This window comes from Nocardia sp. NPDC052254, assembly GCF_040679495.1.
Lineage (GTDB): Bacteria > Actinomycetota > Actinomycetes > Mycobacteriales > Mycobacteriaceae > Nocardia.
The window spans coordinates 871,608-895,471 of the sequence record NZ_JBFAUW010000001.1; the positions used below are offsets into that span (position 1 = coordinate 871,608).

26 protein-coding genes are annotated in these 23,864 nt (G+C 67.2%); 11 read left to right on the forward strand and 15 right to left on the reverse strand.

Features of this window, described 5'->3' with window-relative positions; all coding sequences use genetic code 11:
* The first annotated feature begins 41 nt into the window (after positions 1-41).
* Positions 42-893, forward strand: a complete 852-nt coding sequence (locus AB0L57_RS04050; RefSeq protein ID WP_364956717.1) for a hypothetical protein — start codon at positions 42-44, stop codon at positions 891-893.
* Positions 894-1,109: 216 nt separating this feature from the next.
* On the opposite strand, the gene AB0L57_RS04055 is transcribed toward AB0L57_RS04050, so the two are convergent.
* The gene (locus tag AB0L57_RS04055; RefSeq protein ID WP_364956720.1) at positions 1,110-1,250 is read right to left on the reverse strand and encodes a hypothetical protein; all 141 of its coding nucleotides are present in this window, start codon (positions 1,248-1,250) and stop codon (positions 1,110-1,112) included.
* 445 nt (positions 1,251-1,695) lie between these two features.
* On the opposite strand from AB0L57_RS04055, the gene AB0L57_RS04060 reads away from it, so the two are divergent.
* Both AB0L57_RS04060 and AB0L57_RS04065 read left to right on the forward strand, forming a co-directional pair.
* On the forward strand, positions 1,696-2,652 hold the full coding sequence (locus tag AB0L57_RS04060) for a Ku protein (RefSeq protein ID WP_364956723.1): 957 nt from the start codon (positions 1,696-1,698) through the stop codon (positions 2,650-2,652).
* A gap of 187 nt (positions 2,653-2,839) precedes the next feature.
* Positions 2,840-3,616: an RDD family protein gene (locus AB0L57_RS04065; protein WP_364956726.1), complete on the forward strand. Its 777-nt coding sequence runs from the start codon at positions 2,840-2,842 to the stop codon at positions 3,614-3,616.
* A gap of 71 nt (positions 3,617-3,687) precedes the next feature.
* Here AB0L57_RS04065 and AB0L57_RS04070 read toward each other — a convergent pair whose 3' ends face one another.
* The 9 genes from AB0L57_RS04070 to AB0L57_RS04110 all read right to left on the reverse strand — a co-directional run bounded on the left by AB0L57_RS04070 (position 3,688) and on the right by AB0L57_RS04110 (position 12,056).
* Complete coding sequence (locus tag AB0L57_RS04070; protein WP_364956729.1) at positions 3,688-4,950, reverse strand: acyl-CoA dehydrogenase family protein; 1,263 nt, start codon at positions 4,948-4,950, stop codon at positions 3,688-3,690.
* A 111-nt stretch (positions 4,951-5,061) separates the two neighbouring features.
* Positions 5,062-5,499 carry a DUF4189 domain-containing protein gene (locus AB0L57_RS04075; protein WP_364956732.1) on the reverse strand — a complete coding sequence of 146 codons (438 nt, stop codon included), beginning with the start codon at positions 5,497-5,499 and terminating at the stop codon, positions 5,062-5,064.
* Between the two features lie 115 nt (positions 5,500-5,614).
* Positions 5,615-6,001, reverse strand: coding sequence for a metal-sulfur cluster assembly factor (locus AB0L57_RS04080; protein WP_364956735.1), 387 nt, complete (start codon positions 5,999-6,001; stop codon positions 5,615-5,617).
* Positions 5,998-6,492 carry a Fe-S cluster assembly sulfur transfer protein SufU gene (gene sufU / locus AB0L57_RS04085; RefSeq protein ID WP_364956738.1) on the reverse strand — a complete coding sequence of 165 codons (495 nt, stop codon included), beginning with the start codon at positions 6,490-6,492 and terminating at the stop codon, positions 5,998-6,000. Before sufU ends, AB0L57_RS04080 begins: the two co-directional genes overlap by 4 nt.
* A 45-nt stretch (positions 6,493-6,537) precedes the next feature.
* A complete protein-coding gene (locus AB0L57_RS04090; RefSeq protein WP_364956740.1) occupies positions 6,538-7,797 on the reverse strand; it encodes a cysteine desulfurase in 1,260 nt (419 codons plus the stop codon).
* A 1-nt stretch (position 7,798) separates the two neighbouring features.
* The gene (gene sufC / locus AB0L57_RS04095) at positions 7,799-8,575 is read right to left on the reverse strand and encodes a Fe-S cluster assembly ATPase SufC (protein ID WP_364956743.1); all 777 of its coding nucleotides are present in this window, start codon (positions 8,573-8,575) and stop codon (positions 7,799-7,801) included.
* Between the two features lie 45 nt (positions 8,576-8,620).
* On the reverse strand, positions 8,621-9,799 hold the full coding sequence (sufD, locus tag AB0L57_RS04100; RefSeq protein ID WP_364956746.1) for a Fe-S cluster assembly protein SufD: 1,179 nt from the start codon (positions 9,797-9,799) through the stop codon (positions 8,621-8,623).
* On the reverse strand, positions 9,799-11,259 hold the full coding sequence (gene sufB / locus AB0L57_RS04105; protein WP_364956749.1) for a Fe-S cluster assembly protein SufB: 1,461 nt from the start codon (positions 11,257-11,259) through the stop codon (positions 9,799-9,801). Before sufB ends, sufD begins: the two co-directional genes overlap by 1 nt.
* Complete coding sequence (locus AB0L57_RS04110; RefSeq protein WP_364957288.1) at positions 11,256-12,056, reverse strand: metalloregulator ArsR/SmtB family transcription factor; 801 nt, start codon at positions 12,054-12,056, stop codon at positions 11,256-11,258. Before AB0L57_RS04110 ends, sufB begins: the two co-directional genes overlap by 4 nt.
* A gap of 172 nt (positions 12,057-12,228) precedes the next feature.
* Between AB0L57_RS04110 and mptB the strand changes: the two genes are divergently transcribed.
* From mptB to AB0L57_RS04130, 4 genes are all read left to right on the forward strand, one after another.
* Complete coding sequence (gene mptB, locus AB0L57_RS04115; protein ID WP_364956752.1) at positions 12,229-13,926, forward strand: polyprenol phosphomannose-dependent alpha 1,6 mannosyltransferase MptB; 1,698 nt, start codon at positions 12,229-12,231, stop codon at positions 13,924-13,926.
* A gap of 73 nt (positions 13,927-13,999) precedes the next feature.
* Positions 14,000-14,932 (forward strand): ABC transporter ATP-binding protein, encoded by a 933-nt coding sequence (locus AB0L57_RS04120; protein ID WP_364956755.1) that lies wholly within the window; start codon positions 14,000-14,002, stop codon positions 14,930-14,932.
* A gap of 73 nt (positions 14,933-15,005) precedes the next feature.
* Positions 15,006-15,794, forward strand: a complete 789-nt coding sequence (locus AB0L57_RS04125) for an ABC transporter permease (protein ID WP_364956758.1) — start codon at positions 15,006-15,008, stop codon at positions 15,792-15,794.
* Positions 15,795-15,872: 78 nt separating this feature from the next.
* Positions 15,873-16,847, forward strand: coding sequence for a heme A synthase (locus tag AB0L57_RS04130; protein ID WP_364956760.1), 975 nt, complete (start codon positions 15,873-15,875; stop codon positions 16,845-16,847).
* Positions 16,848-16,857: 10 nt separating this feature from the next.
* Here the strand turns inward: AB0L57_RS04130 and AB0L57_RS04135 are convergent, their stop codons facing one another.
* A complete protein-coding gene (locus AB0L57_RS04135; protein WP_364956763.1) occupies positions 16,858-17,916 on the reverse strand; it encodes a phosphotransferase in 1,059 nt (352 codons plus the stop codon).
* A gap of 197 nt (positions 17,917-18,113) precedes the next feature.
* Between AB0L57_RS04135 and AB0L57_RS04140 the strand changes: the two genes are divergently transcribed.
* Positions 18,114-18,734 (forward strand): TetR/AcrR family transcriptional regulator, encoded by a 621-nt coding sequence (locus tag AB0L57_RS04140; protein WP_364956766.1) that lies wholly within the window; start codon positions 18,114-18,116, stop codon positions 18,732-18,734.
* Between the two features lie 217 nt (positions 18,735-18,951).
* On the forward strand, positions 18,952-19,158 hold the full coding sequence (locus AB0L57_RS04145; RefSeq protein WP_364956768.1) for an FmdB family zinc ribbon protein: 207 nt from the start codon (positions 18,952-18,954) through the stop codon (positions 19,156-19,158).
* Here AB0L57_RS04145 and AB0L57_RS04150 read toward each other — a convergent pair.
* From AB0L57_RS04150 to AB0L57_RS04160, 3 genes are read right to left on the reverse strand one after another with little or no spacing between them, the layout of a single operon-like run.
* Positions 19,088-19,357 (reverse strand): hypothetical protein, encoded by a 270-nt coding sequence (locus AB0L57_RS04150; protein ID WP_364957317.1) that lies wholly within the window; start codon positions 19,355-19,357, stop codon positions 19,088-19,090. The genes AB0L57_RS04145 and AB0L57_RS04150 overlap by 71 nt on opposite strands.
* Before the next feature lie 26 nt (positions 19,358-19,383).
* Positions 19,384-20,163 (reverse strand): transporter substrate-binding domain-containing protein, encoded by a 780-nt coding sequence (locus AB0L57_RS04155; protein ID WP_364956771.1) that lies wholly within the window; start codon positions 20,161-20,163, stop codon positions 19,384-19,386.
* Between the two features lie 12 nt (positions 20,164-20,175).
* A complete protein-coding gene (locus tag AB0L57_RS04160) occupies positions 20,176-20,526 on the reverse strand; it encodes a hypothetical protein (protein ID WP_364956773.1) in 351 nt (116 codons plus the stop codon).
* A gap of 82 nt (positions 20,527-20,608) precedes the next feature.
* Here AB0L57_RS04160 and AB0L57_RS04165 point away from each other — a divergent pair, with 82 nt between their 5' ends.
* Positions 20,609-21,574, forward strand: a complete 966-nt coding sequence (locus AB0L57_RS04165; protein ID WP_364956776.1) for a quinone oxidoreductase — start codon at positions 20,609-20,611, stop codon at positions 21,572-21,574.
* A gap of 10 nt (positions 21,575-21,584) precedes the next feature.
* On the opposite strand, the gene AB0L57_RS04170 is transcribed toward AB0L57_RS04165, so the two are convergent.
* The gene (locus AB0L57_RS04170; RefSeq protein ID WP_364956779.1) at positions 21,585-22,205 is read right to left on the reverse strand and encodes a TetR/AcrR family transcriptional regulator; all 621 of its coding nucleotides are present in this window, start codon (positions 22,203-22,205) and stop codon (positions 21,585-21,587) included.
* Positions 22,206-22,277: 72 nt separating this feature from the next.
* On the opposite strand from AB0L57_RS04170, the gene AB0L57_RS04175 reads away from it, so the two are divergent.
* Complete coding sequence (locus tag AB0L57_RS04175) at positions 22,278-23,723, forward strand: FAD-dependent monooxygenase (RefSeq protein ID WP_364956782.1); 1,446 nt, start codon at positions 22,278-22,280, stop codon at positions 23,721-23,723.
* Positions 23,724-23,864: the final 141 nt, after the last annotated feature.

The window sequence follows — 23,864 nt, forward strand, 5'->3', positions numbered from 1 at the left end:
GCGTCTCTCTGTTGTCGGTGTGCCTCACTACGGTTCGTTGAATGGGTTACACGTTTTCCTGGGTCGCCGTGCGTGGACAAGTACCCGGTGATCTGTTCGACCAGTTGGGTTTGGTTGCTCTCAGCGATCGTCGGGCCGATACCGAGCCAGACTTCATCGCTGCGGCCTCGCGTGGCGGCTGGGTCATCGTGGCCGTTCGCGACATCTGTCCGGGATATCCGAACCAGGCGGACTTGCTGAAACGGCTTTCCCGCGATTGTGAGCTGATTGCATGCTACGAGTCGACGTATGGACCCGAAAGTGCTGCTGCCGCTTGGAAGAACGGCCGCCTGCTGTGGAAGGTGGAGCACCGCACCGACGGTGATCGAACGCCTGCCGACATCGCCTGTGAGGGTGACCTTCCGCCGAGCTTCGAGGAGATCCTGACCGTCGCGCAGACCCGTCCGCGTGAATACACCGACGTCGATCATCTGTACGAGGTCCCGATCGACCTGGCCAAAGCAGTTACCGGATTTCGGCAGGACGAAGACGTTCGTGGTGCACGACCGCCGATAAGCCTCGACACGGACGTCGAAGCCTTTTCCCTTGTGCCGGTCGAATACACTTGGTGCGTAACAGGGCTCGAGAGCAGAGATCAGGTGCTGCGTGTAGTACAACAGGCGCTGCACCCGTTCCACCTCAGCGAGTTCCCGGGCACGCGACTCGGCAATGTGTGGGATGTCGACGACGATGGCCGGTGGTGGACCAAAGGTTCAACCGAACCCGCCGTCACGGCCATCAGCGGCTTCGATCGATGGCGGCCGGAATTCGAGGCGACTCTCGCCCGCCGAGTCGCCGAGTTCGCTCCGCAAGCGAGCCTATCCATGGAATGGAAACTCCCCGACACGAAATAGCTACCACCACCGGTGGTTTCGAACACCGAAAAGTCGGTCTGCCAGGCCCGGTTACGACGCGTCAATGGATCGTGGAACACCTTGCGCCGCAGCATCACCCACGACTTACTGCCGGCGCGACACCCCACCGGCAACAGGAGCCCGCGTCGCCGTAGGGCCCGCCGCACGGTCGAGATGGAGACCTCGTAGCCACCGTCACCTCCGCCAGGTCCAGTTTCAGCTGCCGATCTTCCATCCGCAGCCGCCGCTGTCCCGGCGTGCCCTGCGCCCCGGCCGGGCCGGAGGAATCTCGTCCAGCGTCTTGGTCCCGGCCTCCTGGAACACCTGTTTCCACTTGCCGACCGACGCCGTGCTCACCCCGCGCTGCCTCCGCCGGCGGTCATTTCTCCGGACAGCACCGACAACACGACTCGTACCTTGTCCTCGACCGGGTCCTTCAACCGCCGTGATCCCGCCGCAGGATCGGCCCCTTCCTGGCTCGATGTGCCCGGAGCGTAAACCGAGCAACCCTGTTAGAAAGTTTGACGCCCTGCAGGGCCATGAGCTCGAATATGCATTCGAACGCATAGTTGATGCGTCCAGCCCTCGACCGGGCAGCACACGCCAAATGGACCCGCGTCGGGGCCGCCAGGTGTCTGCAACCAACCGCCAGCCGGAAAGGTGAAATTCAGACGCCGCACAGGACGTCGCAGGTCGGCGGACAGCAACAAACACCAACCGACAACACTCACCAAAGACCACGAACCCACAGGTCACGGCACTTTCCCAGACAAAACCGACTGGTCGCAAGTAGCATCGGGAAATGCGGTCGATCTGGAAAGGTTCCATCGCTTTCGGGCTGGTGAATGTCCCGGTGAAGGTTTATACCGCCACCGAGGACCATGACATCAGGTTTCATCAGGTTCACGCCGAGGATGGCGGCCGGATCAAATACGACCGTGTCTGCACGGTATGCGGGAAGTCGGTCGCCTATGCCGATATCGATAAAGCCTACGAATCGCCCGAGGGCGACAAGGTCATTTTGACCGACGAGGATTTCGCGAAGCTTCCGGTGGCCGAGAAGCACGAGATCCCGGTGCTGCAATTCGTGCCGTCGGAGCAGATCGATCCCATTCTGTTCGACCGCAGCTACTATCTGGAGCCCGATTCGACCACGCCGAAAGCCTATGTGCTGCTGGCGAAGACACTCGATCAGGTCGACCGGGTCGCACTGGTCCATTTCACGTTGCGGCAGAAGACGCGGCTGGCCGCGCTCCGGGTGCGCGATGGCGTGCTGGTACTGCAGACCCTGTTGTGGCCGGACGAGGTGCGGGCGGCGGAATTCGAATCACTCGATGACGCTTCGCCGCCGAGGTCCCAGGAGGTCGCGATGGCGCAGACCCTGGTCGACAGCATGTCCGAGGATTTCGATCCCGGCCGGTTCACCGACGATTATCAGATCGAGCTGAAGAAGATGCTGGACGCGGCCATCGAATCCGGTTCCGACCGGGTCGTACGGCACGAGGAGGCCGAGCCGGAGCAACAGGATGCCGAGGTGGTCGATCTGGTGGCGGCCCTGCAGCGCAGCCTCGAAGCCACCGGGCGTGGCCGTGAATCGTCCGGCAAGGCCGGCGGTGCGGCGAAATCGGCGAGCAAGGCCACGAAGTCCACCGGCGGCCGCACCGCGAAGACGTCGGCGAGCTCGAAATCCGGTGCGGCGAAGGCCACCACGAAGAAGGCCGCGCCCAAGACCACCAAGCAGACGCGTAAGGGCGCGTAGTCGCGCACGGGCAGCGAGTCCCGCAACTATTCCGGCAATCATGAGGTAGCCGACGAATTCGACGCGCTTTATGCGCGGGAGTCGGCCATACTTTGGCGGGGACGGGCGGTTACCGTACGGTGCAATCACAGTTCGACCCGGTCGGGGCCCGGTGTCCCGAACCAATTTCTTTCGGAGGGAATCACATATGACCAACCCGTCGGACCCGTACGGCCAACAGCCGGGGCAGCCGGGCTACGGGTACCCGCCGCCCGGCGCACAGCCGGGGTACGGCGCACCTCAGGCCGGATACGGGGCACCACCGCCCGGATACGGCGCGCCGCAACCGGGATACGGCGCACCCCAGCCCGCGTACGGGGCACCACCGCCCGGATACGGCGCACCGCAACCGGGATACGGCGCACCGCAACCGGCACCGGGGTATCCGCCGGCGGGTCCGGGATACGGCGGCTACCCGCCGGCCGGCTTCGGACCGCAGGTCCCCTACGCCAATTGGTTTGCGCGCGTGGGCGGTTATCTCATCGACGGCCTGATCATCGGTGTGCCGTCCGGCATCCTGTACATGCTCTCGGGGCTCGTCGGCACCGAAAAGGTCGACTGCTCGTTCGACACCGATTCCTACAGCTCGTACTCGAGTTCGTCGTGCACCGGCGGCGGTCTGTCTGCCGTCGGCATCATCCTGATGCTGCTGGGCTTCTTGGTCGCGGTGGGTCTCGCGCTGTGGGTGATCTACCAGGAGGGCACGACCGGGCAGACTCCCGGCAAGAAGGTCGTCGGTATCCGGGTCATCCGGGAGGCCGATGGTCAGGTGCTCGGTTTCGGTTCAGCATTCGTGCGCAAGCTGTGCCATATTCTCGACAACGCGCTGTGTGGTCTCGGATATCTGTGGCCGCTGTGGGACGAGAAGAGCCAGACCTTCGCCGACAAGATCATGAGCACCATCGTGGTCGAGGCGCCGAAGTAGCAACGGCCCCGTTCGTACGCGACGACCCCGCCGCCCACCAGGGATGCGGGGTCGTTCGGTGTTCGGCGGGCTCACACCCCTTTGGGCGCACGCGCGGACATGAACCCGAACAGATATCCGGCCACCCGTCGCATCTGGATCTCCTCCGCGCCCTCGGTGATCCGGTAACGGCGGTGGTGACGATAGATGTGCTCGAAGGGCTGATGCCGGGAGTAGCCGAGCCCACCGTGCACCTGCATGGCACGATCGGCAGCCTCACAACACAGGCGATTGGCCCAGTAGTTGCACATCGACACCTGTTCGGAGGCGGCGAAGGTGCCGTACCGGTCCATGGTCCACGCCGTCTTGTGGATCAGTGAGCGCAGCATCTCGCATTGAGTGTGCAATTCGACCAGGGGGAACTGGATCGCCTGGTTGTCGGCGAGAGGTTTTCCGAACGGCTTGCGCTGCTTGGCATAGGCCACGGCCTGGTCGATACAGTATTGCGCCGCACCCAGACTCGAGGCGGCCTGCCGGATGCGATTCTCGTTGAAGAAGTGCTGCACCACGGCCAATCCCCTGCCCTCCGGACCGAAGACCGCGTCGGCGCCGACCCGCACATCGCGCAGGGTGACACGACCGTGGTCGGTGGGCATGTTGAACGTCCACAGATACTCCTCCACGGTGAATCCGCGGATATCGGTCGGCACCAGGAATGCGGTGATGCCGGTGGCGTCACCGGGGCCGCCGGCGGTACGCGCGAAGACCAGATCTGCCTCGGCACTGTGGATCCCGCTGTTCCAGGTCTTCTCACCGGTGATCACCCACTCGTCGCCGTCGCGGACCGCGTGGGTCTCCATGTGTGTGGCGTCGGAGCCGTGTTCGGGTTCGGTGATACCGAAGGCGAAGAACCGAGTTCCCGCCGCCAGGCCCTCCACCCACTCGGCTCGCTGTTGCGGCGAACCGTATTCCAGCATCAGCAGCAGGCCCACATTGTTGGCGACGACGGCGTGCTCGTTCTGCAGATCGCAGTGCAAGCCGAGGCCGCGATGAGCGAGATGTTCCCGGATCACGGCCATGTCGAGGTTGGTGCCGCCGCGGCCACCGAATTCGGGTGGGAAGGCATAGCGGTAATGCCCGGCCGCATCGGCCACTTCACGCGTCCGGGCCAGCAGGGCTTCCCAGTCGGCGCTGGGCGTTCCGCCGGCGTCCCAGTCGGTGCGGGCGTCCTCGCGGCGATGATCGAAGAACCGGGCGTTGTCGTCGGCCTGTTCCAGCGGCACGATCTCCCGGTCGATGAAGCTGTCCAACTCGGCCAGATAGTCGGTGAGCTCACGAGGTATGTCGAAATCCACAGCTGCTCCTACCGTTTCGGCCGGATTCGCACTCGGCGGTCCCCTTCGACCACCGAAATCCGCCGCCGACAACGATATCGCGCCCACCGCGATGCGGTGGGCGCGAAACGGTCACTGCGCGTTGGAGGTACAGCTGGTCAGTGCGATGGTGGCCGCACGGGGGCTGGCACTACCCAGATCCGGGAACGGCGGTGCGCTGGGCCCGAGGAAATCCCGGGCCTGCTTCTCCGCCTCGGTCTGGGTGGGGCCCCAGCCGACCGCTATCCGGCCGTCGGCGCCCTGTGCGACGGCACCGCAACCATTGCTGAAATCGAGAATGACGCGGCAGTCACCGTGTGCGCAGCGCTGCTTGGCAGCAGTGTCCGCGCTGGGCGCATCGGCGTAATTGGCGGCCGAGGCCACCACGCCGGTGCTGTCGGAGTATGCGATCGCGCCGTGCAGATCGCCCGCGGCCTGCGCCGAACCCGCGGCTCCGAACACCGCGGTTGCCGAACCGGCGAGTACAGCGACAGCCGCCGACCGTACTCGCCGCGAAACCATGAGAGACATCCGAGAATCCACCCCGATCAACTCTGCTTATATGACGCAGGCGATCCTTGTCCATGACAGCCCGGGATGTCCAATTCCCGGACCTGACAGGTGGGTTCCCGTGGGCCTGTCCGAACTAGACGGTGAAGCCCAGGGCACGTAACTGTTCGCGGCCGTCCTCGGTGATCTTGTCCGGTCCCCACGGCGGCATCCAGACCCAGTTGATCTTCAGGTCCTCCACCAGACCGCTGCGTACCAGCGCATTTCGCGATTGATCCTCGATCACGTCGGTGAGTGGGCAGGCCGCCGAGGTGAGGGTCATGTCCAGGATCGCGACCTCCTCCTCGAGCCGCATGCCGTACACGAGACCCAGATCGACGACGTTGATACCGAGTTCGGGATCGACGACATCGCGCATCGCCTCCTCCAGATCCTCGAGCAGCGCGATCTGCTCCTGGGTCAGCTCGGGTTCGGCGACCGGCTGTTCGGTGGCCGTTTGTTCGGCTGTCGGCGTCTCACTCATGACGTTTCCCCATTTCCGGCGGACCCGTTTCCCATGGTCCGCGTGGTCTCTTCGGCCGAGGTTATCCGGACCACGGCATCCTTGAACGCCATCCAGCCCAGCAGTGCGCATTTGACCCGCGCCGGATACTTCGCGACCCCGGCGAGTGCGACACCGTCGCCGATCAGATCCTCGTCGCCCTCGATCGTGCCGCGGCTGGAGATCATCTCGTTGTAGGAGTCGACGACCTTCAGCGCCTGCTGCACGGGCTCGCCGATCACCTGATCGGCGAGGATCGAGGTGGCGGCCTGGCTGATCGAACACCCCTGACCGTCATAGGACACATCGGCGACGTCACCGTTGTCGTCGATGTGCACCCGCAATGTCACCTCGTCACCGCAGGTCGGGTTGACGTGATGCACTTCGGCACCGAACGGCTCCCGCAGCCCACGGTGGTGCGGATGCTTGTAGTGGTCCAGGATCACTTCCTGGTACATCTGTTCCATACGCATTTGCGAAATCACGCCCCGTTCACTGGTCGCTCGCGCTCACCGCATTCAACGATCCACCACGCCGAAGAATTTCTGCGCCTTGCGTACCGCGGCCACGAGCGCCTCCACCTCGTCGAGGGTGTTGTACACGGCGAAGGACGCGCGGGCAGTGGCGGGGACGCCCAGCCGGCGCATCAGCGGCCACGCGCAATGGTGCCCGACACGGATGGCGACACCCTCGTCGTCGAGAATCTGGCCCACATCGTGCGGATGGATACCGTCGACCACGAACGACACCGCGCCGCCGCGATCCACATTCTCCACCGGGCCCACGATCCGCACACCGTCGATCGCGCCGAGCCCCTCGAGTGCGGCACCGACCAGCGTATGTTCGTGCGCGGCAACGACATCCATCCCGATGGACTCGAGATACCGCACCGCGGCACCCAGACCGACCACCTGCGAGGTCATCGGCACACCGGCCTCGAATCGCTGCGGCGGGGCGGCGTAGGTGGTGGCCTCCATGGTGACCGTCTCGATCATCGATCCACCGGTGATGAACGGCGGCGTCTGCTCCAGCAGCGCGTACCGGCCGTAGAGCACACCGACACCGGACGGGCCCAGCATCTTGTGCCCCGAGAACGCCGCGAAATCGACACCGAGTTCGCGGAAGTTCACGGGCATGTGCGGGACCGACTGGCAGGCGTCGAGCACCACCAGCGCACCGACGGCCCGAGCCCGGCGCACCAGCTCGTGCACATCGGCGACCGCGCCGGTGACATTGGACTGATGGGTGAACGCCACGACCTTGGTCGCCGGCGAGAGCTCCAGCGAATCGAGGTCGATACGCCCGTCGTCGGTGATGCCGTACCACTTCAGGGTCGCACCGGTACGGCGCGCGAGTTCCTGCCAAGGCACCAGATTCGCGTGATGTTCCAGCTCGGTGATCACGATCTCGTCGCCCGGCCCCACGTGGTACGGGAACCGGTCGTCGGAGAATGCGTAGGTGACCAGATTCAGCGATTCGGTGGCGTTCTTGGTGAAGACGATCTCGTTGGCCACCACGCCCACGAACCGGGCGATGTCGGCGCGCGCGCCCTCGTAGGCGTCGGTCGCCTCCTCCGCGAGCTGATGCGCACCCCGGTGCACCGCGGCGTTGGTATGGGTCAGGAATTCGCGTTCGGCGTCGAGGACTGCCAGGGGTCGCTGCGAGGTGGCCCCGGAATCCAGATACACCAACGGTTTACCGTCACGCACCGTCCGGCTCAGGATCGGGAAATCGGCCCTGATCCTGGCGACGTCGAGTGTGCGTGTCACAGCGGTCATCTCAGGCCCCCGCGGTGGCGGTCTGCGTGAACCGGACGTAGCCGTTGGCGTCGAGTTCCTCGGCCAGCTCCGAGCCGCCCTCGGCCACGATCCGGCCACCCACGAACACGTGCACGAACTGCGGCTCGATGTAGCGCAGGATGCGGGTGTAGTGGGTGATCAGCAGGACGCCACCGTTCGCGCGCTCCTGGTACCGGTTCACACCCTCGGACACGATACGCAGCGCGTCGACGTCCAGACCCGAGTCGGTCTCGTCGAGGATCGCGATCTTCGGCTTCAGCAGGCCCAGCTGCAGGATCTCGTGACGCTTCTTCTCACCACCGGAGAAACCCTCGTTGACGCTGCGGTCGGCGAAGGCGGCATCGATTTCGAGCTCGCCCATCGACTCCTTGACCTCCTTGACCCAGTGCCGCAGCTTGGGGGCCTCGCCACGCACGGCCGTGGCCGCGGTGCGCAGGAAGTTCGACATCGACACACCCGGCACCTCGACCGGGTACTGCATGGCCAGGAACAGCCCGGCGCGCGCCCGCTCGTCGACGGACATGGCCAGCACGTCCTCACCGTCGAGGGTGATCGAGCCCTGGGTCACGGTGTACTTGGGGTGACCGGCGATGGCATAGGACAGTGTGGACTTGCCGGAGCCGTTGGGGCCCATGATGGCGTGGGTCTCACCGGAGCGCACGGTGAGGTTCACGCCCTTGAGGATCTTGATGGGCTCGCCGTTCTCGTCGGGGTTGGCGACTTCGGCGTGCAGGTCCTTGATTTCGAGGGTGGTCATTGCATTCCTTCTGGGCTGGTGGAGGTTTCGGGCTGCCGGGCGGTGCTACGCACCGATGGCGGCGAGTTCGGCCTCGATGGCCGACTCCAGCCGCTCCCGGATCTCGACGACCGCGATCTTCTGGATGATCTCGTGGAAGAAACCACGCACCACCAGACGGCGGGCGGCCTCCTCCGGAATTCCGCGAGCGCGCAGATAGAACAGCTGCTCGTCGTCGAAACGCCCCGTGGCCGACGCGTGCCCGGCGCCGATGATCTCGCCGGTCTCGATCTCGAGATTCGGCACCGAATCGGCGCGGGCGCCGTCGGTGAGCACCAGATTGCGGTTGGCCTCGTAGGTGTCGGTGCCCTCGGCCTCGGCGCGGATCAGCACATCGCCGACCCACACGGTGCGCGCGTCGGGCTTGCCCGAGCTCGGATCGCCTTGCAGCGCACCCTTGTACAGCACGTTGGACTTGCAGTGCGGCTGGCAGTGGTCGACCAGCAGGCGCTGTTCGAAGTGCTGGCCGTCGTCGGCGAAGTACAGGCCGAGCAGTTCGGCGTCGCCGCCGGGACCGTCGTAGCGCACCGTCGCGGTCAAGCGAACCAGCTCACCGCCGAGGGTGACATCGGTGTGCCGCAGCACGGCATCGCGGCCGAGCTTGGCGTGGTGCGCGGTGACGTGTACCGCGTCGTCGGCCCAGTCCTGGACCGCGACCACGGTGAGCTTGGCGCTGTCGCCGAGCACGAATTCCACGTTCTCGGCGTAGGTCCCGCTGCCGCGCTGGTCGATGACCACCGTGGCGGCCGCGAAATTACCGAGCCGGATCTGCAGATGGCCGAAGGCGGTCCTGCCTTCACCGGCGCCGGTGACCTTGACGACGACCGGTTGCGAAACCTCGGTCTCGGCCCCCACCGACACCACGGTCGCCTCTTCGAAGCCGGAATAGGCCTGGGCCGCAATGCGATCGGTGGGCACACCGCCCTCACCGAGGCGCGCATCGTCGCGGCCGACGGTCTCGACGGTGACCCCGTCGGCGCCGTCCACCTCGATACCGGCCTTCCCGTCGCGCACCGCGGTGCCGTCGTGCAGGCCACGCAGCCGGCGCAGCGGGGTGAACCGCCACGCCTCGTCGTGCGCCGAAGGCACCTCGAAGGCGGCCACGTCGTACGAGGCGAACAGCTCGCCCTTGTTGACAGCCGGTATGCGGGCCTCGCCCGCGACAGCCACGTTCTCGACCGGCATCAGCCGACCGCTCCTTCCATCTGCAGCTCGATGAGCCGGTTCAGTTCCAGCGCGTATTCCATCGGCAGTTCCTTGGCGATGGGCTCGACGAAGCCGCGCACCACCATCGCCATCGCCTCGTCCTCGGTGAGACCGCGGCTCATCAGATAGAACAGCTGGTCGTCGGAGACCTTCGAGACGGTGGCCTCGTGCCCCATGGTCACGTCGTCCTCGCGGATGTCGACGTAGGGGTAGGTGTCGGAGCGGCTGATCGTATCCACCAGCAGCGCATCACATTTCACCGTCGACTTCGACCCGTGCGCACCCTTGTTGACCTGGACCAGGCCACGGTAGGAGGCCCGGCCGCCACCACGCGCCACCGACTTGGACACGATGTTCGAGGAGGTGTGCGGCGCCAGGTGCAGCATCTTCGAGCCGGTGTCCTGGTGCTGGCCCTCGCCCGCGAACGCCACCGACAGAACCTCACCCTTGGCGTACTCCCCGGTCATCCAGACCGCGGGGTACTTCATGGTGACCTTGGAGCCGATATTGCCGTCGATCCACTCCATGGTCGCGCCCGCCTCCGCCTTGGCCCGCTTGGTAACCAGGTTGTAGACGTTGTTCGACCAGTTCTGGATGGTGGTGTAGCGGCAGCGGCCGCCCTTCTTGACGATGATCTCCACGACCGCCGAGTGCAGCGAGTCGGACTTGTAGATCGGCGCGGTACAACCCTCGACGTAGTGCACGTAGGCGCCCTCGTCGACGATGATCAGCGTTCGCTCGAACTGACCCATGTTCTCGGTGTTGATCCGGAAGTAGGCCTGCAGCGGGATGTCGACGTGCACACCCGGCGGCACATAGATGAACGAACCGCCCGACCACACCGCGGTGTTGAGCGCGGAGAACTTGTTGTCACCGGCCGGAATCACCGAGCCGAAGTACTTCTGGAAGATCTCCGGGTGCTCCTTGAGACCGGTATCGGTGTCGAGGAAGATCACGCCCTGGGCCTCCAGATCCTCCCGGATCTGGTGGTAGACCACCTCGGACTCGTACTGCGCGGCCACACCGGCGACCAGGCGCTGCTTCTCCGCCTCCGGGATACCCAGCTTGTCGTAGGTGTTCTTGATGTCCTCGGGCAGATCTTCCCAGCTCTCGGCCTGCTTCTCGGTCGAGCGCACGAAGTACTTGATGTTGTCGAAGTCGATGCCCTCGAGGTTGGAGCCCCACCCCGGCATCGGCTTGCGGTCGAAGATCCGCAATGCCTTCAGGCGGGCATCGAGCATCCACTCTGGCTCGCTCTTCTTCCCCGAGATATCGCGCACGACATCCTCGGACAGGCCGCGCTTGGCGCTGGCACCGGCAGCATCCGAATCCGCCCAGCCATAGCCGTAGGTCCCCAGCGAGGCGATGGTCTCCTCTTGGGTCAGTGGCTGATTCTGGGGCGCATCGGATTCACGGCTCGCCGTGGTGGTCGACGTCATTCGGCACTCCTTCCGGAGTCTTTTCGAGCGGCCGTCGCGGGCTGTGCGACGGAGCGGGTGGTGGGCTGGGCGTCGGTAGCGGGAGGAACGGACAGGGGAACGTGGGTGGTGCAGGCGCAGTCACCGTTGGCGATGGTGGCCAGTCGCTGTACATGGGTACCCAGCAACTCGCGGAACGCCTCGAGTTCGGCGGCACACAGTTCCGGGAACTCCTCGGCCACATGCGACACCGGGCAGTGATGCTGGCAGATCTGCACACCGGGGCCGACCTTGCGTGTGGTGGCCGCGAAGCCGGCATCGCTGAAGGCGTCGGCGATCTCCTCCGCCTTGGCCGTGGTCGCCGTCGGGGTGTGCTGGGCCAGGCGGTCGATACCGGCGACGATCACACCCACCCGGCGGCGGGCGAATTCCATGATCGCCTTGTCACCACCGAGTTCGCGCAGTTGCCGCATGGCGGCGCCCGCCAGATCGTCGTAGGCGTGCCCCAGTCGGCCACGACCGATCGCGGTGAGCTGAAATTGCTTGGCGGGACGGCCACGACCCTGCTGCTGCCACGGCGCCGAGCGGGCGGCCCGCGCCTCCCCGGACTCGATCAGCGCGTCCAGATGGCGACGCACCCCGGCGGGGCTGAGCCCCAGCCTGCGCCCGATCGCCGTCGCGGTGATCGGGCCCTCCTCCAGAAGCAACCGGACCACGGCCGCGCGAGTATGTCCCTCACCTGCGGCGGCCGCGGGCGCAGCGGTAGACCGGGCGTCATTGCGACGCTCGGATTTCACCTCGTCCTCCCGCAAACCCACGGTTTTCACAACATCAGTGTGACGGAATTATTTCCCGCATTCTAGTAAGGGTGCCCTGAATAGGCCCGAGACACTGCTCTCACCAGGGCCGGACCCACGGGTGCGATCCGCCACAATCCACCCCGTGACGTTGTGACCGCGGCGGCACCCGGCCCGGCTACGCTTGTCGTCCGTGGCGGTTGTGGAAGGCGCATGGCGTAGAAGTATCGAGATCGGACGCCGGGCACTCGGCCTGGACGTGCCGCCCGCCGATCACACCGTCGCGGTGCTGCACACGGTGGAGGCAGAGGTACCCGGGCTCGACGCCCGGGAGACCGCGCAGTTCGGCCGGATCCGCCTGCTCGGCGCCACCGGATCGGTACTCATGGCCATCAGCGCCCTGGGCGTCGCGGCCCAGCCGGTTCTGCAGAATCCGGTGTCCGGCGTGCGGGTGATCGGCGTCTTCGCGCGCTGGCAGACCTCGTCACTGGCCCTGTGCATGATCGGCACCGTCTTCGTGGTGATGGCGTGGCTGCTGCTGGGCCGGTTCGCGGTCGGTGGCCTCGGCGGCTCACCGGTGCACCGGCTGAGCCGCTCCCAGCTCGATCGCACCTTGCTGCTGTGGATCCTCCCGCTGTCGGTCGCACCGCCGCTGTTCTCGAACGACGTCTATTCGTATCTGGCACAGGGTGAGATCGCCGCGCGCGGGCTCGATCCCTATGCCGTGGGCCCGGCCACCGGACTGGGCCTGCACCATGTGCTGACCTACAACGTCCCCAACATCTGGCGTGACACTCCGGCCCCGTATGGACCGCTGTTCGTCTGGATGGGGCGCGGTATCGCGCACCTGACCGGCGACAACATCATCGTCGGCGTCTGGGTGCATCGTCTGCTGGCCCTGGCCGGCGTGGCGTTGATCGTGTGGGCGCTGCCGCGGCTGTCGCGGCGCTGCGGCGTCGCCCCGGTGAGCGCGTTGTGGCTGGGCGCGGCGAATCCGCTGGTGCTGTTCCATCTGGTCGCCGGGGTGCACAATGATGCGCTCATGCTGGGCCTGATGCTGGCCGGAGTGGAATTCTGCCTGCGCGCGCTGGCCACCGCCCGCACATCGGGCCTCGGCGGATTCGATCAGCGCGCGTGGTTGCTGCTGATCTTCGGAACCGTGGTGATCACGCTGTCGTCCGCGGTGAAGATCACCTCGCTGATCGCACTCGGATTCGTCGGCATGGCCCTGGCCCGCCGCTGGGGTCAGGGGTGGCGGCCGTTGCTCGCCTCGGCGAGCCTGCTCGGCGCCATCACACTGGTGACGACGTTGTTCGTGGGCTACGCCTCGGGTCTCGGATTCGGCTGGATCCACACGCTCAACGCCGCGAGCACCGTCCGGAGCTGGATGTCGTTGCCCACGGCGGTCGGCATCGTCACCGGCTTCGGCGGGGTACTGCTCGGACTCGGCGATCACACCACGGCACTACTCAGCATCACCCGGCCGATCGCGGCCGTCGTCATGGCGTTCATCGTCCTGCGGATGCTCATCGCGACCTGGACCGGACGACTGCAGCCGGTCGGGGCGATGGGCGTCTCGCTGGCGGCGGTGGTCCTGCTGTTTCCGGTGGTGCAGCCCTGGTATCTGCTGTGGGCGATCGTGCCGCTGGCCGCGTGGGCGACCACCCCCGCGTTCCGTGTTCCGGCCGTGGCGTTCTCCGCGGTCGTGAGTGTCATGCTGATGCCGCGCGGTGCCGATTACGGCGTCTTCCAGATCATCGAAGCGGCCGTCGCGGTGGTCCTGGTCTCGCTCGGATTCATCGCCGTCACCCGCAACATCCTGCCGTGGCGGAGCCGGGCGGGGGTGTCTGCTCCGTCACAGCCGGGCCCGGCATACGGTGTCTCATCGTGAGTGAGCGTGGGAGCGAACCGTGGGCACGGCACCCATCGGTCGCGGTGCCACCCGGTGCCGGCGAGACGGCGTCATGACCACTTCCGCGGATCCCGCGGTCCGCATCGACGCGGTCGTGAAACGCTACGGTGACACCACTGCCGTGGACGGTATCTCCTTCGAGGTCGGCCGCGCCGAGGTCCTGGCATTGCTGGGCCCCAATGGTGCGGGCAAGACCACCACGGTCGAGATGTGCGAGGGCTTCCTGTCCCCCGACGCCGGATCGGTGCGAGTACTGGGCCTGGATCCGGTCACCGATTCGGATCGGTTGCGCCCTCGCATCGGGGTGATGCTGCAGGGCGGCGGCGCGTATCCGGGCTCGCGAGCCGGTGAGATGCTCGATCTGGTCGCCTCCTACGCCGCCGACCCGCTCGACCCACAGTGGCTGCTCGAGACGCTCGGGCTGCAGGACGCTCGCCGCACCCCGTACCGCCGGCTCTCGGGTGGACAGCAGCAGCGACTCGCACTGGCGTGCGCCCTGGTCGGCCGCCCCGAACTGGTGTTCCTCGACGAACCGACGGCCGGGATGGACGCCCAGGCGAGGCATCTGGTGTGGGCCCTCATCGACGCGCTGCGCCGCGACGGTGTCGGCATCCTGCTCACCACCCACATGATGGACGAGGCCGAACAGCTCGCCGACCGGCTGGTGATCATCGATCACGGCCGTATCGTCGCCGCGGGCACACCGGCCGAGGTCACCTCGACCGGCGCGGAGGGACAGTTACGCTTCAGCGCCCCACCGAAACTCGATCTCACCCTGCTGGAAACCGCACTGCCGGAGGGGTTCTCGCCGACCGAGACCGCACCCGGCTCCTATCTGCTGCGCGGCGACATCACCCCGCAGGTACTGGCCACGATGACCGCATGGTGTGCCCGGATCGATGTGCTGCCCACCGATATCCGCATCGACCAGCGCCGGCTGGAGGATGTGTTCCTCGAACTGACCGGACGGGAGTTGCGCGGATGACCGAGTCAGGGCCCGGAGGAGGCAGCTTGCGTAACCACGTAGGGCCCCTCGGACATCCGCCGAAGGACACAGCATGACCTCGACCGCCGATCGTTTCAGCCCCGGCACCTTCCGCCCGGCCCCGCGTCCGGCCCCCCGCGCGGCGATGCTGGCGGCGCAGACCCGGATGGAATTGGTACTGCTGCTGCGCAACGGCGAACAGTTGCTGCTGACCATGTTCATCCCGATCACCCTGCTGATCGGGCTGACCCTGCTGCCCCTGGGCTCGAGCCTGGGCGAACACCACAAGGTCGACCGGATCGTGCCGGCGGTGATGATGGTGGCGATCATGTCGACCGCCTTCACCGGCCAGGCCATCGCCGTCGGCTTCGACCGGCGCTACGGTGCGCTCAAACGCCTGGGCGCCACGGCATTACCGCGCTGGGGCATCGTCGGCGGCAAATGCGCCGCGGTCCTGATCGTGGTGGTGCTGCAATCGATTCTGCTCGGCCTGATCGGTGTCGCGCTGGGCTGGCGGCCCTCGATCAGCGGCCTGGTGCTCGGTGCGATCGTCATCGCCCTGGGGACCGCGTCCTTCGCTGCCATGGGCCTGCTGCTGGGCGGCACCCTCAAGGCCGAGATCGTCTTGGCGCTGGCCAATATCCTCTGGTTCGCAATGCTCGGCGTGGCGAGCCTGGTCTTCGCCTCGGACAATCTGCCGCACGCGGTCACACTCATCGCGCGGCTGATTCCGTCCGGCGCTCTGGCCGAGGCACTGGACCGGGCGCTGCACACCGGAGTGGACTGGTACGGAATCGTTGTGCTGGTGGTATGGGGTGTGGTCACCGGCTGGCTGGCCACCCGGCTGTTCCGCTTCGACTAGAGGGCACGGAGCGAGAGAAACGACACAACGTAGTAGCCCCGCCGAGGGGCCCGATCCGGCGGCGTCTACCATCGTCTCGTGCTGTCACGCGCCTTCGTGCGACTCGTCGACCATCTGCCGCTGCCCTCCTTGCGGATGCAGCGGATCATCGCGATCGCGGTGATCGTGTCCCAGGCCGGAATCTCGGTCACGGGTGCGGTCGTACGCGTCACGTCCTCCGGGCTCGGCTGCCCGACCTGGCCGCAGTGTTTTCCCGGCAGTTTCACCCCGGTCGCCCACGCCGAGGTTCCGGCCCTGCATCAGGCCGTCGAATTCTCCAATCGGCTGCTGACCTTCGCCGTCACGGTCTGTGCCGCGCTGGTGGTGCTGGCCGTGGTCCGGGCCCGGCGCCGGCGCGAGGTCATCGGCTATGCCTGGCTCATGCCCGGCGGCACCGTCCTGCAGGCGGTGATCGGCGGCATCACCGTACGCACCGGACTACTGTGGTGGACCGTCTCGGTGCATCTGCTGGCGTCGATGCTGATGGTGTGGCTGGCCACGCTGCTGTTCGCGAAGATCGGTGAGCCCGACGACGGTGTGGACGTGGTCCAGGTTCCCGCACCGCTGCGCTGGCTCACCGCCCTGAGCGCGGTCGCCATGACCGGCACACTCATCGCGGGCACACTGGTCACCGGCGCCGGCCCGCATGCCGGGGACAAGAGCGTCGAGCGACCGGTGGCACGCCTGCAGGTCGAGATCGTCACGCTGGTGCACGCGCACGCCGAGATGCTGGTGGCCTATCTGGCGCTGCTGGTCGCCTTGGGCTTCGGCCTCGCGGCGGTGGGTATGACCCGCGCGATCCGGGTACGCCTGATCGTGGTGATCGCGACGGTCTGCGCACAGGCCGCGGTCGGCATCGTGCAGTACTTCACCCATGTCCCGGCCGCGCTGGTGGTCGTCCACGTGGGCGGGGCCACCGCCTGTATCGCCGCGACCGCCGCGCTGTGGGCGTCGATGCGGGTCCGCGAACAGGTCACCGCACCGGCACCCGAAACGGCCGCGCACCCGGCCTGACCCACAACGCTCACCCCGGTCGGCGGCTCAGCGCGTCCCAGTCGCGGATGGCCGCGCAACTGCGCCGCACCATGGTGGCGAACATCCGGTCACCTCGCGGCGTCGGCGTGCCGTAGGCCGCTCCGAACACCGCCACCAGTGGGCCCTGGATCAGGGCGAATCCGTAGTCCTCGCGGCACTGCCCGAGCGAATAGTCACCGACGCCGTAGCCGCGCAACGTGTCCCAGTACGTCTCGACGAGGGCGTCCTCGTGCGCACGCCGCTGTTCGGGTTCCAGGCTCGTGGCGATGAAATACGACAGATCCCGCGCGGGCAGCCCCAGAGCGAGCGTTTGCCAGTCCACGGCCCAGACCTGCACATCGCCGGAGGGACTCGCCGGTGCGAACATCAGATTGTCCAGCCGGTAGTCACCGTGGGTGGGAGCGAACCGTTCCGGCGCAGCGAGCAGCCACTGCGCGATCCCGGGCACGCAGGCGCGCAACGTGTCGTGGTCATCCGGCGTGAGCAACTCCCCCAGCCGGTCGAGAAAGATTTCCGTTGCCGGACCGTACAATTCGGCCAGCATTTCCGCCTCGGCGGGACCGTTGACACTCAACCCGTCGATCCGGCCCAGCGTCGGATCGCACCAGCGCGGCCCGTGCAGTCCGGCGAGGTTGCGGACCGCCGCCCGTGCTTGCGCGATCGTGCATCCGGTCAGCTGATCCCCCGGGCACGCGGGAGCGAGATCCTCGAGCAGCAGCGTGAATTCGGTTCCGTCACCGGTGAATTCGGCGTAGCGACAGGCCGGTACGCGTACCGCCACCGTCGGTGCGATCTCGGTGTAGAAGCGAATCTCCTGCCGGTACGGTCCGGCCAGCATCGCCCGCGCCGCCGGATCGGCGGCCGGCAACTTCGCCATCAGCCGCGCCGGTCCCGCCGGACCGGCGATCTCGAGCCGGAAGACGGAGCCGATCTGCCCGGTGCCGACCGGCGTCACCGTCACCTCCCGTACGGGAGCAGACAGCGCCGCACCGAGCCATTCCGGAGAGATCCGATCGGCGTCGACCACAACGCCCGCGGTTGCCGCCATCTCCGCACTCCCTTCGCCCGGACAACAGGCCGGACAGCTGTCCAGGACAGTAACACGGGCGACTTCGGTGGACGTCGGAAACTCGCGAAGAGGTCGCGAGCTTATGCTTGCCCGGCCGATCACCGTCGGCCGACAGCCCGGCACGACCGGACTGGGACAACCACGGCCGCCAAGCGGCCATCGGCAGAGGAGTTTCCATGGCGTCGCCGCGCAGGATCGGAGCACCTGACGCGAAGAACCGGACCGTTCTGCTCGACGCCGCCGAGCAACTCATCCTCGATCAGGGGTACGCCGCGGTCACTTCCCGCAAGGTGGCCGAATACGCCGGTCTCAAACCACAACTGGTGCACTACTACTTCCGGTCCATGGACGAGCTGTTGCTCGAGGTCTTCCGCCGGCGCGCCGAACACGGGCTCGAACTCCAGCAGCAGCTGATGCGCACCCGGCAGCCGCTGCACGCGCTCTGGGAGTTCAGCACCGATCCGGCCGGGGCACGCATCACCATGGAATTCATCGCCCTGGCCAATCACAATCCGGCGATCCGCGCGGAAGTGGCGCTCTACGCCGAAAGATTCCGTGACATCCAGATCGAAACCCTGGAAAAGGTACTCGGCACCGCGGACATCGATCCCGGGCGATTTCCCCCCGGCGCGCTCGCGGTACTCATGACGAGCGTCTCCCGGGTCGTGATCCTGGAACAGGCTCTCGGCGTGTCCGGTGGGCACGCCGAGGCCCTCGAGCTCGTTCGCCGCGAACTCGAACGCGTCGAAGGCGCACCGGCACAAAATGATACGAGCGACACCCCCCAAGCGACCTGATCCGCCCGCGGCCGACGGCATTGACCTGCACCACATCGACATGCTAGGCATTGCTAGGCATGTGCCCAGCACTTGCCGCGCGGATGCTCAGCGCCACGATGCGGCCGGTGCGGACGAGGGGTCCGTACCGTCGGGGCATCGGCGCTGCGCATCCTTCCCTCCACGCGCCGCCCGACCCGCGCGATCCGGATCACCGGCGGCAGGCCATAATTCACCCATGCCGACCTACGCCTACCGATGCCGGGAATGTTCGGAATCGTTCGAGCTGAACCGCCCGATGCGCGAATCCGGCGACCCGGCGGTATGTCCGGGCGGCCACCGCGACACCGTCAAACTTCTCACCACCGTCGCGGTCACCGGTGCCGCTGCGGCACCGGTGACTCCATCCGGTGGTGGCTGCTGCGGTGGTGGCTGCTGCGGCTGAGGTGCGTCATCGCCGGCCGCGCTCGCCGGCCGATGGGCGGCCGCGGCGCCCGCGCGGTGTGCACGGCCGCGCGCTCGTCGTCGCGAAGTAGTTGCGCCGCAATCGGATCGGCGAACGACCCCGCCGCCGGTATGCCGTCGGCCACCGCCCGGCCCTGGCAGACCAGGACCGCGGTCCGGCTCGCCGGTTCGTCCGTCACCCGCCGACTATCACCGACCTCGGCGCTCACGCAGTGGCGTGCGGTCCGATCCACGTGTCCAAGCGGCGCTCGATGCCGCCGGTCGCGAGCTGGGAGGTCAGCCATCCGTCGACCATCGCCATGGTCAGTGGGTCGTTCTTGCCGACCAGGAAGACCTTGCCGAAGGAGTCGAACGGCGCCTCGGGATGCAGTACCCGCAGGTCAGGATGCCGACGGACCCGATAGCGGCCCTCGACGGAGTCGGTGACGAAAACATCGGCCCGTCCTTGGGAGATCTGGTCGAAGATGGTCACATTGTCGGGCCACACGGCCAGTTGCGCATGGGGAAAATGCGCACGGGCGAACTGCTCGTTGGTGCCGCCGCGATTGACGATCACCCGGACTTCGGGCCGGTCGATATCGGCGATCGTCGCGAACCTGCCGGCGTCGTCCGCCCGGACGATCGGGGTCTTGCCATCGGTGCCGTAACTCGTCGAGAAGTCGGCGAATGCGCGCCGAGCGGGCGCATCGGAGATACCACCGACCGCGAGATCGCAGGCGCGCGAACCGAAGTCGGCTCCCATCGACGACCACGTCGTCGGCACGAAGCGCACCTGGCGATGCAGCACATCGGCCATGTCGCGAACCAGATCGATATCGATGCCGCGGTAGCCGCCGTGCCCGTCGGACTCCGAATAGGGCGGATAGTCGCCGGTGGTGCACACCCGCAGCGCATCGGGCGCCTGCGCCTGCGCGGGCACGACCGCACCGGACGACGCGGCCGCGAGCACAGCCAGCGCGGCGAGCACGCGCGAACGGATCGTCATTTCAGCCGCGTCTCAGCGCTCGTTGCGGGCCTTCGGGAATCGGCTCTGGTGGGCCACCCATCCGGCCATCCGGGCCCAATGCCCCTTCGCCGGTTCGGCCGCGGCACTCAGGTCACGATCCCAGTGCTCGGTCTCGGCGAGACCGTCCACGGCCGCGACGACCGCCTTGGCGGAGGCCAGATTCGCGACCACCCGATCGCCGAGCACACCGTCGGCACCCACCAGGGTGATACGCACACCGGCGCGGCCGATCTGCTGCAACACCGCGGTCGCGGAACCACCGTGACCGGCGACGAACTTCTTGACCGAATCGATGACGGCGGACGACGGCTGCACCGGAGCCGCAGTGGCGGTTTCGCTCATGGCGGCGAGTTTACCGCCCGGTAGGACCCGCCCGGCCGCCCCACCGCGAACCAGCGCGCGGCCGGGTGTAGAACTGGATGCCATGCGCGCCATTCAGGTCAGCGAACACGGTGGTCCCGAAGTCCTCGTCCCGGCCGAGGTCGACGATCCGGCCATCGGGCCGAATCAGCTGCTCGTCGAGACCGAGGCCGCCGGTGTCAATTACATCGACACCTATATCCGCACCGGCACCTATCCCCAGCCGGTTCCCTACATCCCGGGATCCGAGGGCACGGGCGTGGTCGCCGCGACCGGTTCGGAGGTGACCGATTTCACCGTGGGCGATCGGGTGGCGTGGGCGGCGGCGCCCGGGAGTTACGCCGAGAAGGTGGCGGTGGACGCGGCGGTGGCGATCGCGGTACCCGGGGGCGTGGACGCGGCGGTGGCCGCCTCGGCACTGCTGCAGGGCATGACCGCGCACTACCTGATCGAATCGGTGTACAAACCCGAACCCGGTGAGACGGTCCTGGTGCACGCGGGTGCCGGTGGGGTCGGCCTGCTGCTGACGCAATTGGCCACCGCGCGCGGTGTCCGCGTCGTCACCACGGTGTCCACCGATGCCAAGGAACAGTTGTCGCGCGAGGCCGGCGCGCACGAGGTCTTGCGCTACGGCGACGATCTGGCCCAGCGGGTTCGCGATCTGACCGGCGGGCAGGGAGTCGCCGCGGTCTACGACGGCGTCGGCGCGGCGACCTTCGAGGCAAGTCTGGCGTCATTGCGCATTCGCGGCATGCTCGCCTTGTTCGGGGCCGCCAGCGGTCAGGTACCACCGTTCGATCTGCAACGGCTCAATCCGGCCGGATCACTGTTCGTCACCCGGCCCACATTGGTCCACTACACCCGGGACCGTTCCGAATTGCTCTGGCGCGCGGGCGATGTCATGAACGCCATCGCCGAGGGCACCCTGCGATTGCGGATCGGGGCACGGTATCCACTCGCCGACGCCGCGCAGGCCCACCGAGATCTGCAGGCGCGCAAGACCACCGGCTCGATCGTGCTGATGCCCTGAACGCGGTCGTTCAGTAGTCGCGGCCGGTCAGACCGCGATAGCAGAATCGGGTGAGCGCTTCGATCGCCTGCTTGTCGGTCACGTCGAGCATGCCCTCCTCCACGGCGTCGACCATCGCGCGCACCAGCAGGAACATCATCGCGACGCTCACCTCGGGCGTGCCCGGAGGCTGGAGCCCGGCCGCCTCGAACCCGTCCAGATGGTCGACGACCTCCTCGAGCTGGGCTGTTCCGAGCCGGCTCGCCGTCCGGGCGAAGTCCTCGTCCACCAGCGCCGCCTGCACGACCGCGCGAAGCACCGGCCAATGCAGCCGGGAAAAGCGCCAGTACTGCTCGATGTGAAAGGCGACCGCCGAGGGCGCGGTGAAATCCGGATCGTGGGCGCTCGTTTCCGCCGAGATGTCCCCTGCGGCGGCAAAGTCTTTCAGCAGCGCCTGTAGCAGTTCCTCTTTACCGGCGAAGTGGTTGTAGAACGACCCCGCCGACCGGCCGGCCGCGGCGGTGATGTCGACGATCTTGGTGTTCAGATAGCCGCGTTCGGCGAACAGCCGCCGCGCGGCGTCCTTCAGCGCCTGTTCGGTCTCCGCGGACCGCTCCTTGCGACTGCCGCCCCGCTCGCGTCCGGTCGCCATCGACACCTCCTTGACTCCGGACACTAGCAACCCACATACTGAATCCACATTCAGTGAATCTAATTTCAGTAAGTGGGTTTCGTGATGTCACCACGTGTTCTCATCGCCGGCGCCGGTCCGACCGGCCTCACCCTCGCCATCGACCTGGCCCGCCGCGGTATCGCCGTGCGTATCGTCGACAAGGCCCCCGTTCCCGGTGCCGGCTCGCGAGGCGACGGGATCCAGCCCAGGACACTGGAGGTTTTCGACGACCTCGGGGTGCTCGACGCGGTACTGGCGGCCGGGGCTCCGCTGCCGCTGATGCGCGCTCACCTGGACGGCGTGCTGGTCGCCGAGCGCCGAATGAGCCAACCGCGCGATCCGAGCCCGGCGGTGCCGTATCCCAACCCCTGGACACTCGGCCAATCCGACACCGAGCGACTGCTGCGTGCGCGGCTCGCCGAATTCGGCGTGGAGGTCGAATTCGGTACGGCGCTCACCGATTTCACCCAGGATCGCGACGGCGTCACCGCGACCGTCTCCACCGGAACCGGAATCGAGACGGTGCGCGCGGACCATCTGGTCGGCGCGGACGGCGGTTCGAGCGCGGTACGCCGAGCCCTCGGCATCGCGTTCGAGGGCACCACCGACGAATCGATGCGGATGCTGCTCGGTGACGTGCCCGCAGCGGGACTCGATCACGAATTCGGCTACTGGTTCGCGCGCACCGAGGCGCCGGCGGCCGGTATCGCGCTGACCCCGCTGCCCGGCGGCGACCTGTTCCAGTTCGTGGCGCCCCTGGGGCACGACACGGAGCCGTCGCGCGCCGTGCTGCAGGAGTCCCTGGACCGGCTGTCGGGCCGCGACGACATCACCGTCGGCGAACCGGTCTGGTCGACGGTGTGGCGGCCGAACATCCGGCTGGCCCAGCGGTTTCGGGTGGGCCGGGTGTTCCTGGCCGGCGATGCCGCGCACGCCCACCCGCCGACCGGCGGCCAGGGAATGAACACCGGAATCCAGGACGCCTACAACCTGGGCTGGAAACTCGCTGCCGCACTCGATGGCGCCCCGCACCCGCTCGGCACCTATGAATCCGAACGCCGCGGCGTGGCGCAGCGGGTACTCGGCCTCAGCTCGGAACTGCTGGACAAGCATGTCGAGGGCCGTGCGGACGCACTGGAACGCGGGCCGGAGACCCAGCAACTCGATATCAGCTATCGGCACACCACCGACATCGCCGGGCTCACCGCCGGCGACCGCGCACCCGACGCACCACTACGCCGGGCGGACGGATCGACACTGCGGCTGTTCGACCTGTTCCGGGGCCCGCATGCGACGCTGCTGTCGTTCGGCACACCCCTCGATGTCCCGGCGGGGCCCGGTGAACGCGGGTATTCGATAGTCGCACCGGACCGGCCCGCCGGTCCCGATCAACTGGTGGCGGTCGGCGGTCACGCCTTCGCCGACTATGCCGCCGCACCGGGCACCCGGGTGCTCGTCCGGCCGGACGGATACCTGGCCTGGCACCGGCAGGGGTGACCCGCTGCCGGGCGCGCCGGGGCCATGGTGGATGATCTGTGCTGCCGCCCAAGCCGATTCGCCCGGATCGCCGTAGCCTCGTACGGTGATCGTGCGGGCCGCCGCGGGGCGGCCGGCACAACGGGCATCGGTCAGGGGTTG